The organism is Alkaliphilus flagellatus (assembly GCF_018919215.1).
Classification (GTDB): Bacteria; Bacillota; Clostridia; order Peptostreptococcales; family Natronincolaceae; genus Alkaliphilus_B; species Alkaliphilus_B flagellatus.
Genome location: NZ_JAHLQK010000001.1, coordinates 768,748 through 783,987 on the forward strand (window position 1 = coordinate 768,748; position 15,240 = coordinate 783,987).

Consider the following 15,240-nt stretch of genomic DNA (forward strand, 5'->3'; position numbering starts at 1 on the left):
GCATTTACAATAAGTGTAAAACAAGATATAATGAAAATCATAAATAAACAATTAGATGGGAGTGGTATTATATGAAAAATTTATTTAATGTATTTAACAAATATAAGATATATACTGCTCCAATAGATATATAAGATTAACTAGTCTAATAAATAGTGTATTATTAGATTCTATTATAAAGTATAAATACCTTGGAGCATTAAATCTATTGCGTTTATGTTTCAAGGTATTTTTATATTTAAATTTCTAATATTCCATTTAAAATAAGGAGGTAAGATGATGAGTTGTAGAGGATGTATTTATTATATTAGATTAAGAGGATAGCGCACGGTTTGTGGCTATCTAATATTAAAGATTATAACTTTTAAGCTATAAGAAAGTAGCCATAATCCCGTGCTATTTACGTTTAAATAGTAAATAAAAGGAGATTATGGATATGAAACAAAACGGAAAATTAGAAAAGGCAAAATTATTATTTGAGAAAAATATTGAAATATTTAGATGCCCTGTTTGTAAAGATAATATGAAAATAAACGATAAAAGCAGCTTAATTTGTAATAATAATCACTGCTTCGATATATCAAAAAAAGGTTATGTTAATTTGGCAAATAGAAGTAGTAACAAAATTTATGGTAAAGATCTATTTGAATCTAGAAATAAAATATATAATGCTAACTTTTATGATAGATTGATTACAGAACTAGTAGATATAGTTGATGAATATACTTTATATAAAAATAAAAATTATATATTGGATACTGGCTGTGGAGAAGGACACTATTTAAATCAACTATCTAAAAATCAAAATCTTAGTAATAAATATGATTTTGTAGGAATTGATATATCTAAAGAGGGAATAAATATTGCTACAAGAGAAGGAAATGATATAATTTGGTGCGTTTCAGATTTATCAAACTTACCATTTCAAACTTGTAAATTTGCTGTAATATTAAATATACTGTCTCCAGCAAATTATGAAGAGTTTATTAGGGTTTTAGATAATAAAGGTATAGTGATTAAGGTTATTCCTGAATCGGAATATCTAAAAGAAATAAGATATGGAATACAAAATAAAATGAAAAGTAATAATTATTCTAATAAAAATGTTATTGAAGTTTTTCACCAACATTTAGAGATAGTATCTGAAAAAAGACTTAATTATAAATGCAGTATAGATAAATCTAATTTGAAAGACCTAATAAAAATGACTCCATTAACATCAAGTTTGAGTAAAGAGCAAAAAGATGATTTAATAAAGCTAGACATATCTAGCATAACTATAGACCTAAGAATTCTAGTAGGTAGATGTAAAAAATAGTTAAGTTGGTTATAGTTTTAAGCCGCATTTTGTGCGGCTTTTTTGTATAGACATATATTTGCATAGGTAATGCTTCAATCAATAGTAAAATGGATAATTTAACATAGCTATATTATCCTATAGAGTAAGATAATTCAACTCCGCAATACAGGAAATATTTTTAGACCGTCTATATGTTAAATTTAAATTACGAATTGGGGGGAAGTGAATGGATACAATAGATATTTTACAAAGAACCATAGACTATATTGAAGAAAATCTAAAATCAGAGATTAGTGCTGATGAATTGGCAAAGCTTTCAGGATTTTCAACCTATCACTTTTATCATATATTTGGAACATATAATAGAAATATTCTTTTATGGATATGGGAAAACAAAGACAAATGTTTTTCTGAATTACAAAATATATAAGAAAATAGTAGACTCTATCGTTAACTTCTATGGCACAAATATTAATAATGAACCTTACTGTTAAAACAGTAGGGTTTTTATTTGTTTATCTATTATAATAATTCATAATAAGTAAATACAATAGTAACGTCAAGTTCATTATATGATGAAAATTAAAAATATATCGAATTTTATATAAAGGATTTCTAGGGAAAATGTCTAATATATTTTTATAGAACTTATGGAAATTAGATTTATCAATTAATATAATGTATTTTAAAAAGGAGCAAAAGATATGAATGAAAAACAGCTAAAAGAAGTATTAAGTACTATTAATAAGCATGAATTTAAATTCAGTTCAGAAGATGCTGAAGAAATAATAGATGCAATGTTAACTCATATTGGATCAATTGACTTTGAATTGAGAGATGAACTGATATACTCCACACTTTCAAAGTGGATTATTGATAAACGAATTTCGAATGAAAAATTAAGAGAAATATTAGAAAGGTGTCTTGTAAACTTATCTTTTGGATTGAGAGAAACAGAATCAGACACAGTTTTTATGCGGTCATTTTCAATATTAATATTAACATCAATTCTTTATTATGATAATGATATAAATTCATTTTTATTAGAAAAGGAAGTAATTAGAGTATATGAAAAAATAGTTGAATATGCTTTAAGTGAGAAGGATTTACGAGGATATGTAATTAATAAAGGTTGGGCACATTCCGTAGCACACCTGGCAGATTGTTTAGATGAATTAAGCAAAAATAAGTATTTAGGTAGTGAAGAATTATATCAGATATTAAATGTTATTTATACAAAGGTCAGTACAAATCATATCGCATATTCATTTGGCGAAGATGAAAGATTGGTGACTGCCGTAGTATCAGTAGTTGCACGAAATATTTTAGTTATGGAAAGGGTTAAAGAATGGTTGAATCATTTTTCTGATTTTGAGAACCCTTCAAATTGGCCGAAAGATTATTGGTTTATTGTAAATACAAAAACTTTTATCAGAAGTTTATATTTTAGAACATTAACGTACAAAGAATATCAATGGCTCAATAAGTACACCCTAGAAGTTCTTACAGAGATTAATCAGAAGTTTCCAGAGTACTAAAATGTAATGGAATCAATAATAGTTACATTATAAATTATGCTTTTAATAATTTTAAATTACATAGAGTTGAAATTAGGTGTGCTGAAAATAATTATAAAAGTAGAGCTATTCCAGAAAGACTTGGCTTCACTAAAGAAGGTTTAATTAGGGGCTCTGAATGGATTTATGACCATTATGTAAGTCATATTGTTTATAGTATGTTAGCTATTGAATGGAAGTAGTAAACTAATAGTAAGAGAAAAAGAAGGGATATTATGCATATAATTTTGATATGTATATTTATGGTACTTCCACTTTTAATAACAGTAGTAAATATAATTAGACTTATAAATGCTTTTTACTTTAAAATGGAATTTAGTCAAAGTTGGATAAAGAAGCTTAAAAATATTGATATATGGACTATAGTATGTGGTGTTATTTTTAATATTATATTATGGAGTTTTTTAGAGTTCAGAGACTATACAGAGCCAATACAATCTGGTGCTGATATTGTTGATATCCATTCTCCTATTCAAATAGCTCACTTTCCAACAGTATTAATATTTATAGTAATTGGGTACCTAGGATACTTTATTCTTAGAGAAAAGAGAACATCACTATCTCCATTGATGAGTGTCCTAAATATATCTTTTGTTTTAATAGGAAATCTGCTAGGGTTTTTAATATTAATACAATTATCTAAGTACCTGCTCGCATTGGACAACATATATGCATTATTCGATCCAATTATATATTTTACTTTACTTCCAATTAACTTTACTCTATGTTCTATAGTTTTAATAAAAAGTCTAAAGCAGGAATATATAGATAAGGAATTTGAGAATAGAGTATATAATAATAAGATTTTAGCGACTTTAAATAGGATATTATTAGATAGCAGAAACTGGACAGCTATTGCATTACTTTTTACTCTACCAATATTAGCAATAATAATAATGATCTTAATTCTGTTTGGGCAGCAACCAGATAGTATAATAAAGGCATTTACAGAAACTAGTGACTGGACCTTATCACAAAAAATATCTCCACCGCCTATATCAGTAGATGCACACTATTTATGTACAGTAGCTTTAAGAGGACATAGGGAAATAGTAAAACCTCTTAGGTATGGAATAAGGGGTGGGGAGAAGATAGTTGTAAATAGACAACTTATGATAGCCAATGCCTTTGAACAAGTTATTGAAGAGAGAATACCTAGAATTCACAAGTATATTAGATATATGTATGATAAGTATGGATACCCGCTATCAAGAATTATTACTACAAAAAACAGAGCGGATATTATTTATATTTTAATGAAACCATTAGAATGGCTATTTATTGTATTTTTATATGCTATAGATCAAAATCCTGAGACAAGAATATCAAGTCAATATCTACCAATAAATCAACTAGATTTTAATAATAAAGCGCAACATAGTATTCATGAAGGATAACACAAAGGAAGGATTAAAATGGAATATACTATAAAACAAATGAACTATATTGAAGCAGAGATGATTTCAAAATGGAGATATACAGAGCCATATTCTATTTACAATATGGATGATAGTAGAGAGAGTATTGAAGAACTACTTAATGGTTCATATTATTCGGTTCTAGACAGTCAAGACAATCTTATAGGATACTATTGTTTTGGAGAATCTGCACAAGTTCCAGTTGGGAAACAATTTGGAGCTTATAAATCAGAAGAATATATTGATATAGGTTTAGGAATAAGACCAGATTTATGCGGTAAAGGAATTGGTATTGAATTTTTAAGAAAAGGTATGGAATTTGGTCAAAATCAATTACATATAAAAAACTTTCGTCTAACGGTTGCAGATTTTAATCAGCGAGCAATTAAGGTGTATGAGAGGGTTGGGTTTAAAAAAGTAACATCATTTGAAAGAATATCAGAAAATGATAAAATTAAGTTTGGTGTAATGATTTATATGAATACAGATATATAGTTTTTTTACTTTAGACTATATATATTTTAGGCAATTAATATAGAAAAATAGTTCTAATATTAATGAAAATTAAATAAATACAATAATAAAGCCCGTTTCCAATTAACGGGCTTTATTATTGTATGCTTGATACTTTTTACCAACAAAATTATAATATAATTAATAAAATTGATAAAAAGTACCAGCGAACTTCACAATAAATCAATAAAATTAATAAAACATTTTAAATTATAATAATTAAATATATTTGAAATTTCTAACAAATCAGTGGTTGCTATGTGGAACTTACTATTTGAAGCATCTGCTCGGGAAATTTGGCATGAAATTTGCTTGGATTATAGTAGGAGGAGAGAATATTGGAAAAATTTAAAAAATTAGAGGATTTTAAAAGAGAATTTTACAATAAGATTCAAAATAATCCAATTGTTGCTGCAGTTAATGATATTGAAGAACTAGAGCTAGCCTTGGAATCGGACTGTGAAATTATCTTTTTACTAACAGGAAGCATATTTAATCTAAAAGATATTGTAACCAGGGTTAAGGAAAAGGAAAAAATGATATGTATTCACCTTGACTTATTAGAAGGCTTTTCTAAAGATTTAATTGCATTAAGATATATTAATGAATATATTCAACCTCATGGTATTATTACAACTAGAAGCAATTTGATTAAAAAAGCTAAAAATATGAATATGTTTTTAATTCAAAGGTTATTTATATTGGACTCCTTATCCTTAGAAACTGGTATTACATCTATTCAAACTGTGCAGCCGGATGCAATAGAAATTTTACCAGGAATTATGCCTAAAATTATAAAAAGAATTAGTAAAGAAACTCAAATTCCTCTGATCGCTGGAGGACTAATCAATGATAAAGAAGATGTAATTGAGAGCTTAAAGGCAGGTGCAATAGGAGTATCATCTAGTAATAATAGCATTTGGAAATTATAAAAGGGTATCTACTTGGAATCTACAAAGAATAATTTTACATATAGGTTAAGATTGATTTTAAATTCAATTGTATTCAAGAGCAACAACGATTTTTCTGATTCTTTTCAGATTCAGAAAAGCGTTAGCAATCTTAGGTGAGAGAGAGGTGAAAAAGAGTAGGGTTAGCTGTAAATCTAAGTAGGATCAAGAAAATGAGTGGGGGGATAAAAATGAAAAATAATTTAAAGGGAGAACTAATATCAGAATTTATTGGAGCCTTTATTTTATTGTTTTTCGGTGCAGGATCTGTAGCAACTTTGGTACTAATGGGTTCTGAGTATAACAATTGGGACGTTGCTTTAATATGGGGCTTTGGTGTAACGATGGCCATTTATGTTACTGGAGCAGTATCAGGTACCCATATTAATCCGGCAGTAACAATTGCACTTGCCGTATTCAGAGGATTTTCATGGAAGAAGGTAATCCCGTATATTGGTGCACAGATCGCTGGGACTTTTACGGGGGCAGCTGTAACTTTTGCTTTATACCATAAATCATTTGCAGCATTTGAACAAGCCAATGGCATAATAAGAGGCAGTATAGACAGTGTTACAACAGCAGGGATATTTTCAACTTATCCACAGGCTTATTTGACCAACATACATGCACTTGTTGTTGAAATAATTATTACTGCAATATTGCTAATGGTAATATTTGCCTTGGGAGATGAAAGAAATACAAATGCTCCTAAAGGTAAATATGCACCTTTTGCCGCTGTATTAATAGGTATTACCATTGCGATTATAGGTGGAAGCTTTGGATCATTAACAGGATTTGCTATGAATCCAGCAAGAGATTTTGGACCAAAACTATTTACTTCTTTAGCAGGATGGGGAAGAATTGGTTTGCCTGCACCTAATGGGTATTTTTGGGTACCAATCATAGGCCCTATCATTGGTGGTCTTGTGGGAGGATATTTATATGAAAACACGATTAGCAAATACATATTAGGACATGAGGAAACAGAAGAGGTAGAAGAAAAAGAAGCTACTATCCATGTGGTTGAATAAAAACCATATAAAATCAATAGGGTTATAGCTATAGGTAAAAAAGAGCAAGCTGTAATTTTAAGAATCTAAGGGGGAGTTAATGTTGAAAAAATACATAATGGCATTAGACCAAGGAACCACAAGTTCAAGAGCAATATTATTTGACCATGAGGGTAAAAGAATAGGAACATCACAGAAAGAATTCACTCAAATTTATCCAAAGGCAGGCTGGGTAGAGCATGATCCAATGGAAATATGGGGAACCCAGAGTGGTGTTGCTAGAGAGGTATTGGAAACAACAGGTGTAAGTCCTCAAGATATTGCAGCAATAGGGATTACAAACCAAAGAGAGACCACCATCGTATGGGATAAAAATACGGGTAAGCCGATATACAATGCAATTGTTTGGCAATGTAGAAGAACTGCAGCTATTTGTGATGAACTAAAAGCACAAGGTATGGAGGCGTATATTAGAGATAATACGGGATTAGTGGTAGACGCATACTTTTCGGGAACCAAGGTTAAATGGATATTAGATAACGTAGATGGGGCAAGAGAAAAGGCTGAAAATGGCGAATTGTTATTTGGAACAGTAGATAGTTGGTTGATATGGAATTTAACAAGAGGAAAAGTACATGTAACTGATTATTCCAATGCATCAAGAACCATGCTATATAATATAAAAGAACTGAAGTGGGATGAAAAAATATTAGAAGTATTAGATATTCCAAAATCTATGTTGCCAGAAGTAAAGGCATCTAGTGAAATCTATGGATATACAGATCATCAAACTTATGGTGGAGCTGACATTCCAATAGCTGGAGCGGCGGGAGATCAGCAGGCTGCATTATTTGGGCAAGCATGTTTTCAGCCAGGAATGGCTAAAAATACCTACGGTACAGGATGTTTTATGTTAATAAACACAGGTGATAAATTTGTGCCATCTGAAAATGGATTATTGACTACCTTGGCATGGGGTGTAGATGGTAAGGTAGAATATGCATTAGAGGGAAGTATCTTTGTAGCAGGGGCTTCGGTTCAGTGGTTAAGAGATGAACTTAAAATTATCAGAGATGCAGAGGACACTGAATATTTAGCGAAAAAGGTAGCAGATTCTAATGGTGTTTATGTGGTACCCGCCTTTACAGGTATGGGAGCACCTTACTGGGATATGTATGCAAGAGGTGCAATAGTCGGACTGACAAGAGGTGCTAAAGCCGAACATATTATTAGAGCAACATTAGAATCTATTGCTTATCAAACTAGAGATGTATTAGAGGCGATGCAAGAGGACTCAGGTATCGACTTAAAGTCTTTAAAAGTCGATGGTGGAGCTGTTATTAATAACTTCTTAATGCAGTTTCAAGCGGATATATTAGGAGTTCAGGTAGATAGACCTGAGATAACAGAAACAACTGCTCTAGGAGCTGCTTATCTTGCAGGATTGGCTGTAGGCTTCTGGAATGATAAAAATGAGATCGCTAATAAATGGAATGTTGATACTGTTTTTAGTCCGACTATGGAAAATGCTAAAAAAGAAAAGTTATATAAAGGCTGGAAACGAGCAGTTAGCCGTGCCTTGAAGTGGGAATCGGAAGAGGAAGAAGATGAGGAAATAATGGAAGAAGAATGTGTAGCTTATTCTTAAAAAATCAATAAAAGTTGGATTTACAAAATAATTGTATAGTGGTATAATTATTGATAACATTTAAGTGAGATAGTCATATAATATATTAATTAAATAATAGATAAAGGCCGAGAATTGGAGAGCCATGCAAACTAACCTATCATCAATAGATAGGGTTAGATTTTGCATGGCTTTTTTTATTGCTTAGGAAAGTATAGTTTTTCCTATAGTGAGATAATTAAGAAAGCAGCAGGCTGGAAGTATTTTAAGCACTTGAAATTTTTAACTAATGTTAAAAATTGAGTGCGTTATGGAGCATTGAGCTAGCGATATCGGAAATTTTTTGTCCTTATTTTACAGAGTTTCAAAAAAAGAGAGGAGAAAATCATATGTATGATGTAGCCATTATAGGAGCAGGGGTTATAGGTAGCTTTATTGCCCGCGAATTATCTAAATATAATATAAAAATTGTATTAATCGAAAAGGAAAATGATGTGGCAAATGGTACCACAAAGGCTAACAGTGCTATTGTTCATAGTGGATATGATGCAATACCTGGAACATTAAAGGCAGAATTAAATGCTAAGGGGAATGCCATGTTTGATAAAGTTTGTAAAGACTTGAGTGTGCCTTTTAAAAGAATCGGTTCATTGGTGGTGGCCTTTAGTGAAGATGAAATGAAAACAATAGAGAATTTATATGAAAGAGGGATAGAAAACAAAATACCTAATATGAAGATTTTAAATAGAGAAGAACTTTTGCAAAAAGAGCCTAATTTAAATGAAGAGGCAATAGGAGCACTATATTCACCAACAGCGGGAATTATAGGTCCTTGGGAGCTAACTATTGCCTTGGCAGAAAATGCTGCGGATAATGATGTTGAAGTAAAATTAAATAGCCAAGTAGAGAATATTCAAAGGGTAGAGGATGGCTACTTAATTTCCTTAGGTGAAGATGAGATAAGAGCAAAATATATTATTAATGCTGCTGGATTGTTTGCAGATAAGATTCACAACATGGTAAGTAGCCCAACCTTTGAAATTATACCTAATCGAGGACAATACAATCTATTTGATAAGAGTGTAGGGAAGTATGTAAATAGTGTAATCTTTCAAACTCCAACAAAGCATGGAAAAGGTATAGTGATTTTACCTACTGTCCATGGAAACCTATTGTTAGGGCCTACTGCCGAAGCTGTTGAAACAAAGGAGAGCATAGAAACCACCAGTAAAGGGTTAGACAGCTTAAGACAGCATGCTGAAAAAACTCTAAAGAATTTACCTTTCAATAAAGTGATTACAGCATTTTCTGGATTAAGAGCTAAAACATCCTCTAGAGACTTTATCATTGAAGAGTCAAAGGAAGCAAAGGGCTTTATTAATGTTGCTGCTATAGATTCTCCAGGACTTTCTGCAGCACCTGCTATAGCAGATTATATAATGAATATGCTTAAGAATATTGCTGGAGGACTAGAAGAAAAAGCTGATTTTAATCCTGTAAGAAAACCCCTCACACCTTTTATGGAATTGTCAGATGAAGAAAAGGCAGAAATAATAAAAAAAGATGCTAAGTATGGTAGGGTTATTTGTCGTTGCGAAAACATAACAGAGGGTGAGATTGTTGATATCATTCACAGGAAAGTTGGTGCTACAACAGTGGATGGAGTTAAGAAAAGAGCTAGGACTGGATCGGGTAGATGTCAAGGTGGTTTTTGTAGTCCTAGAGTGATGGAAATCATAGCTAGAGAGTTAAACATGAAGGTTACAGAAGTCGTTAAGGATAAGAAAACATCATATATTTTAACAGAAGAAACAAAGCAAAAAAATATTTATGGCATCACAGATAAGCTACAGACAGAGACAAAGCAAGAAGAGGTTGGAGGTAAATATTATGCTAAACTATGATATTGTGGTAATTGGTGGCGGTCCAGCAGGGTTAGCGGCTGCAGTAGAGGCTAGAAAAAATAGTGTAGATAATATATTAGTGATTGAAAGAGATAGAGAGCTAGGTGGAATCCTTCAGCAATGTATTCATAATGGCTTTGGACTCCATGTATTTAAAGAGGAGCTAACTGGGCCAGAGTATGCCGAAAGATTTATTAATGAGCTAAAGGAAATGGGAATCGAATATACACTAGATACAATGGTGTTAGCTTTAGGAGAAGATAAATCCATAACGGCTATCAACACTATTGATGGGTTGATGAAAATTAATGCTAAAGCAATTATCATGGCAATGGGATGTAGAGAAAGAGCAAGGGGTGCAATCAATATTCCAGGAGAACGGCCAGCCGGGGTATTTACAGCAGGAACAGCTCAACGTTTTGTCAATATGGAGGGTTATATGGTAGGAAGAAAGGTTGTCATATTAGGCTCTGGAGACATAGGACTGATTATGGCAAGAAGAATGACACTAGAGGGGGCAGAGGTTGAGGCAGTGGTAGAGATCATGCCTTACTCTGGAGGATTAAGCAGAAATATAGTGCAATGTCTCGATGACTTCAATATTCCACTTTTACTAAGCCATACTGTAATCAATATAGAAGGTAAAGATCGGGTAAAAGCTGTTACCATCGCAAAGGTAGATGAGAACAAAAAGCCTATTAAAGGCACTGAAAGACGTATAGAGTGTGATACATTGCTTTTATCTGTAGGACTAATACCTGAAAATGAACTTTCCATTAATGCGGGGATAGAATTAAATGATATTACTGGTGGACCAGTTGTAAACGAATCTATGGAAACATCGGCAGAAGGAATATTTGCATGTGGTAATGTTGTCCATGTCCACGATTTAGTTGACTGGGTAACGGGGGAAAGTAGAAGAGCAGGGAAAAATGCGGCTAGATATGTACAGAATCGGTTAAAGAAAGAAGGAACCATATTAAATATAAACCCAGGGAAAGGGATTAGATATATAGTGCCTCAAAAAGTAAGAGTAGAAAATATAGATAAAGCCTTGGACCTATACATGAGGGTGGATGATGTATATCATAACATGCAAATGGTTGTCAAAGCTGATGGATCAGAGATTAAAAGAGTAAAAAAAATGCATGTAGCTCCAGGGGAAATGGAATCAATTAAAATTGCCATAAAGGATTTAAAAAATAAAGATATAAAAGAAATTACAGTAGAACTACAAAGGGAGGAGGTGTAAAAATGCAAGCAAAGGATATTGTTTGTATCGTATGCCCTCTTGGATGCAAGTTAAAAGTAAAGCCTATAGATGATGGGGCCATAGGGTTTACAGTAGAAGGAAACAAATGTGCTAGAGGAGCTGAATATGGAATAAAGGAAGTAACAAATCCCACTAGGGTAATTACTTCAACAGTAAGGATTAAAAATGCACACTTAAATAGAATTCCAGTGAAAACCAATGGTGCTGTTCCAAAGAACCTTATTGGGAAATGTATGGAAAGATTAAACTTTATAGAGGTGGAAAGTCCTGTGAAGGCAGGAGATATTATTATTAAAGATATTTTGGGTACTGGTATAGATATTGTAGCTTCAAGAAGCATGTAGTTAGAAGGGAGAAAAGATTATGAAGATGGCAAGGGTTACTAGTATTACTGAAAGGCAGAAGCATGATAATCATAGAATAGATTTTCTGAACGGTTATTTGTTTGATAATATGATAGATGGCATTTTAATTACAGATGATAGGGGAAGTGTTATCTATATTAATGATGCCTATGAAAAAATATTTAGTGTTAGTAACATTGCTATATTAAATCGAAGTATCTTTGAAGTTAAAAATGATGAGGTTATAATCAATGGTTTTAAAACCCAAAAAAAGATTATAGGGAGATTAAATTGTTCCACTGGAAGGATTACGATAAATATAGCGATTTCACCGATATATAAAGATAAGAAGTTCAAAGGAGTTATCGGTATTTATAGGGAGAATAAACTCAAGAGTAATGAGGTTGAGAAAGTAGAATCTTCCTTTGAAAAGAATCTCAAAGCAGAGCGGTGTATAAATTTAAATTGTTGCTTTGAGAATATCATTACAGATAGCCATATAATGAAAAGCACTTTATTAATTGCCCAAAAAGCTTCAATGGTGTCTTCTACGGTTCTCATTAGAGGAGAAAGTGGAACGGGAAAGGGAATGGTGGCAAAGGCTATACATGATTCCAGTAATAGAAAAGAGGCTCCATTCATAAAGGTAAACTGTGGAGCAATACCTCCAACTCTTTTAGAATCAGAACTTTTCGGACATGAACAGGGTTCATTTACAGGAGCTATTAAGAAAAAAATAGGAAAGTTTGAACAGGCAAATGGCGGAACAATACTCCTAGATGAAATAGGAGACATGCCTATGGAAATGCAAGTGAAACTATTAAGAATTATACAAGAAAAAGAATTCCAGCGGGTTGGGGGAAATGAAACCATTAGATGCGATGTAAGAATATTAGCTGCAACCAATAAAAATTTAGAGGAACAAGTGGAAAAAGGAAGGTTTAGGGAGGATTTATATTATCGATTAAATGTCATTCCCGTTCAGCTACCTTCACTAAGAGATAGAAAAGAAGATATACCTATTCTTTGCCGTTATTTTATTCAGAAGCTTAACAAAAAAATAGGTGGTAAAATAAAGGGATTAGCTGATGAAGTACAAGAAGCTTTTTATCATTATGATTGGCCAGGTAATGTGCGAGAGCTAGAAAATTTAATGGAAAGACTCATAGTTTTATCAGAAGAAGAAATAATACAGCTACATGAAATACCTACTTATATTTCACAGGTGTATAATACTACTATTGTAAATTCTATGAGTGTTGGTTTAAGTACCTTAAGAAATATACCAACATTAGAAGAGTACGAGAAGGAGATTATAAAAGTAGCCTTACAGAGGTTCAAAAGCTTTAATGCTGCTGGAAAAGCTTTAGGAGTTACTCATAAAACTATTGCAGCTAAGGCTAGAAAATACAATATTGTAGAAAAAAGAGAAGGCTAAGGCTTCTCTTTTTTTAGATAATAGAATAATCTAGTTTGATTTTTCAATTTATTTGAATTATAATAAATTGCAATATAACAGTTATGGTATAAATTAGAAAAATATGTTGAGGGGGTATGGCTGGGAATGTTAAGTAAAGATCATTTTGAAGAAATTAGTAAATCAATTATTGAATATGGAAGACCATTAGAAAAAAGCCTATTTGAAAAATATTTTCATGATGGTTCTGAACAAGAGATAATAAGCGTATTAAATGATAAGAATTTTAAAAAGGGATAGGGGGATAATTTATGAAGATTTATATTTCTGCAGATATTGAGGGTATTAGTGGTGTAGTTAATGGTACACATACATCACCACAAGGATATGACTACAATAGAGCGAGAAAACTGATGACAGACGAAGTAAATGCAGCAGCGAAGGGAGCGAAGTTAGCAGGAGCGACTACAATATTAGTAAATGACTCTCATGGTCCAATGACTAACCTATTGATTGAAGAATTAGATGAGGATGTAGTGCTTATATCTGGAAACCAAAAACTTTTGAGAATGATGGAGGGAATTGATCATACATACGATGCAGCTCTTTTAATAGGATATCATGCTAGGCATAATACCTCAGGTGTTTTGTCTCATACTTATCATGACGCAGTTATATCAGAAGTTAAAATAAATGGCAAAATTGTAGGTGAATTTGAGTTTAATACTTTAGTAGCTGGGCAATACAATGTACCTGTGGTTTTTGTATCTGGAGATGATATTTTATCTGAACAAGTAAAAGAATTTAATCCAGAAATAGAGACACTTATTGTAAAAAATACCCATAGTAGATGTACAGCTGGATGTATTCAACCTAAAAAAGTACATAGATTGATGGAAGAAAAAGTGCAAAAAATATTAACAGATAAATTAAAATCAATTTCTTCACCCAAGATAGAAGGAAAAGTCGAGTTAGAGGTTGCTTTCTTAAATAGTGGAATGGCAGAGGCTACCTTGCTTATACCAGGAGTAGAGTTAATCGAACCTAACAGAGTAAAGTATGTAGCCAAGGATCTGATTGAAGCCTATAAAATGAGAGCGGCACTAACAACCTTAGCTGCAAGTACACTGTATTAGATATTATGAACATAAGATTCCATATTTTCATTGCATTTAAAGAACTTCTTGTGCTAAGTTCTTTAATACCAACAACATTTTTTGAGAGGGGAAACATTATTGAATAAATATTATATTAAAAAGATATCTATGGAAAATATAGGAGATTTTTATAAACTCTTTGATGGGGAGAAATGTGAAAGTTGTCAATGTACGTATTTTTTAAGAGCACATGAGGATTTAGATTGGGATAGTATAGGGATAGCAGAGGCTAAGGAATTTAGAAGAAAAATATGTGATTTATATAGTGATGGATATATTTATTATCATGATAATAATCCAATTGCTTGGTGTCAATGTATTGATCCGGAATTGTCGCCGTATATGAAAAATTTATTAAAGATTAATGATGATGTCAAAAACATCAAAATAATTACATGTTTTTACGTAATAGAAGAGTATAGAGGTAATGGTATAATTAAAGAATTGACTAAATTAGTAATTGATGAGTGTAGATTAGCTAATATTCAAACACTTTACTCTATACCGGTTTATGATAAGTATCTAGAAAAAGTAAGCCACAATTATAAAAATGAAAAACTCCATACAGGATATAAAAACCTATTTGAAAAATTTGATTTTGAGTGTATTGGAGATAATGAGAGATTTTATTTTATGAAAAAGGACTTAATATAAATTAAGGGAGATTTGACTAAAAAGTTAATATATAGAAACCATTATATTAAGAACAATATTTACAATTATTGAATATTATGATATTATACTGAACAA

General features: G+C 31.7%; 16 protein-coding genes. All 16 read left to right on the top strand.

Features of this window, described 5'->3' with window-relative positions; translation table 11 throughout:
- The first annotated feature begins 436 nt into the window (after positions 1-436).
- The 16 genes from KQI88_RS03510 (at position 437) to KQI88_RS03585 (ending at position 15,144) form a co-directional block, all read left to right on the top strand.
- On the top strand, positions 437-1,318 hold the full coding sequence (locus KQI88_RS03510) for a putative RNA methyltransferase (protein ID WP_216414958.1): 882 nt from the start codon (positions 437-439) through the stop codon (positions 1,316-1,318).
- Between the two features lie 208 nt (positions 1,319-1,526).
- Complete coding sequence (locus KQI88_RS03515) at positions 1,527-1,730, top strand: hypothetical protein (RefSeq protein WP_216414959.1); 204 nt, start codon at positions 1,527-1,529, stop codon at positions 1,728-1,730.
- A 274-nt stretch (positions 1,731-2,004) separates the two neighbouring features.
- Entirely contained in the window at positions 2,005-2,838 is an 834-nt protein-coding gene (locus KQI88_RS03520; protein WP_216414960.1) for a DUF2785 domain-containing protein, read from the top strand.
- A gap of 29 nt (positions 2,839-2,867) precedes the next feature.
- The gene (locus KQI88_RS18545; protein ID WP_334300596.1) at positions 2,868-3,059 is read left to right on the top strand and encodes a GNAT family N-acetyltransferase; all 192 of its coding nucleotides are present in this window, start codon (positions 2,868-2,870) and stop codon (positions 3,057-3,059) included.
- Between the two features lie 33 nt (positions 3,060-3,092).
- Positions 3,093-4,274: a DUF6688 domain-containing protein gene (locus tag KQI88_RS03530; RefSeq protein ID WP_246579096.1), complete on the top strand. Its 1,182-nt coding sequence runs from the start codon at positions 3,093-3,095 to the stop codon at positions 4,272-4,274.
- Positions 4,275-4,292: 18 nt separating this feature from the next.
- Positions 4,293-4,790 (top strand): GNAT family N-acetyltransferase, encoded by a 498-nt coding sequence (locus KQI88_RS03535; RefSeq protein ID WP_216414961.1) that lies wholly within the window; start codon positions 4,293-4,295, stop codon positions 4,788-4,790.
- 356 nt (positions 4,791-5,146) lie between these two features.
- Positions 5,147-5,740 carry a glycerol-3-phosphate responsive antiterminator gene (locus tag KQI88_RS03540; protein ID WP_216414962.1) on the top strand — a complete coding sequence of 198 codons (594 nt, stop codon included), beginning with the start codon at positions 5,147-5,149 and terminating at the stop codon, positions 5,738-5,740.
- A 209-nt stretch (positions 5,741-5,949) separates the two neighbouring features.
- Positions 5,950-6,789, top strand: coding sequence for an MIP/aquaporin family protein (locus KQI88_RS03545; protein ID WP_216414963.1), 840 nt, complete (start codon positions 5,950-5,952; stop codon positions 6,787-6,789).
- Between the two features lie 79 nt (positions 6,790-6,868).
- Positions 6,869-8,416, top strand: a complete 1,548-nt coding sequence (gene glpK, locus KQI88_RS03550; protein WP_216414964.1) for a glycerol kinase GlpK — start codon at positions 6,869-6,871, stop codon at positions 8,414-8,416.
- 368 nt (positions 8,417-8,784) lie between these two features.
- Positions 8,785-10,299: an NAD(P)/FAD-dependent oxidoreductase gene (locus tag KQI88_RS03555; protein ID WP_216414965.1), complete on the top strand. Its 1,515-nt coding sequence runs from the start codon at positions 8,785-8,787 to the stop codon at positions 10,297-10,299.
- Complete coding sequence (locus KQI88_RS03560; RefSeq protein ID WP_216414966.1) at positions 10,286-11,551, top strand: FAD-dependent oxidoreductase; 1,266 nt, start codon at positions 10,286-10,288, stop codon at positions 11,549-11,551. Before KQI88_RS03555 ends, KQI88_RS03560 begins: the two co-directional genes overlap by 14 nt.
- Before the next feature lie 2 nt (positions 11,552-11,553).
- Entirely contained in the window at positions 11,554-11,916 is a 363-nt protein-coding gene (locus KQI88_RS03565; RefSeq protein WP_216414967.1) for a DUF1667 domain-containing protein, read from the top strand.
- A gap of 19 nt (positions 11,917-11,935) precedes the next feature.
- Positions 11,936-13,354: a sigma-54 interaction domain-containing protein gene (locus KQI88_RS03570; protein ID WP_216414968.1), complete on the top strand. Its 1,419-nt coding sequence runs from the start codon at positions 11,936-11,938 to the stop codon at positions 13,352-13,354.
- A 126-nt stretch (positions 13,355-13,480) separates the two neighbouring features.
- A complete protein-coding gene (locus KQI88_RS03575) occupies positions 13,481-13,633 on the top strand; it encodes a hypothetical protein (RefSeq protein WP_216414969.1) in 153 nt (50 codons plus the stop codon).
- Positions 13,634-13,644: 11 nt separating this feature from the next.
- A complete protein-coding gene (locus KQI88_RS03580; RefSeq protein WP_216414970.1) occupies positions 13,645-14,469 on the top strand; it encodes a M55 family metallopeptidase in 825 nt (274 codons plus the stop codon).
- Between the two features lie 99 nt (positions 14,470-14,568).
- Positions 14,569-15,144, top strand: coding sequence for a GNAT family N-acetyltransferase (locus KQI88_RS03585; RefSeq protein WP_216414971.1), 576 nt, complete (start codon positions 14,569-14,571; stop codon positions 15,142-15,144).
- Positions 15,145-15,240 lie beyond the last annotated feature (96 nt).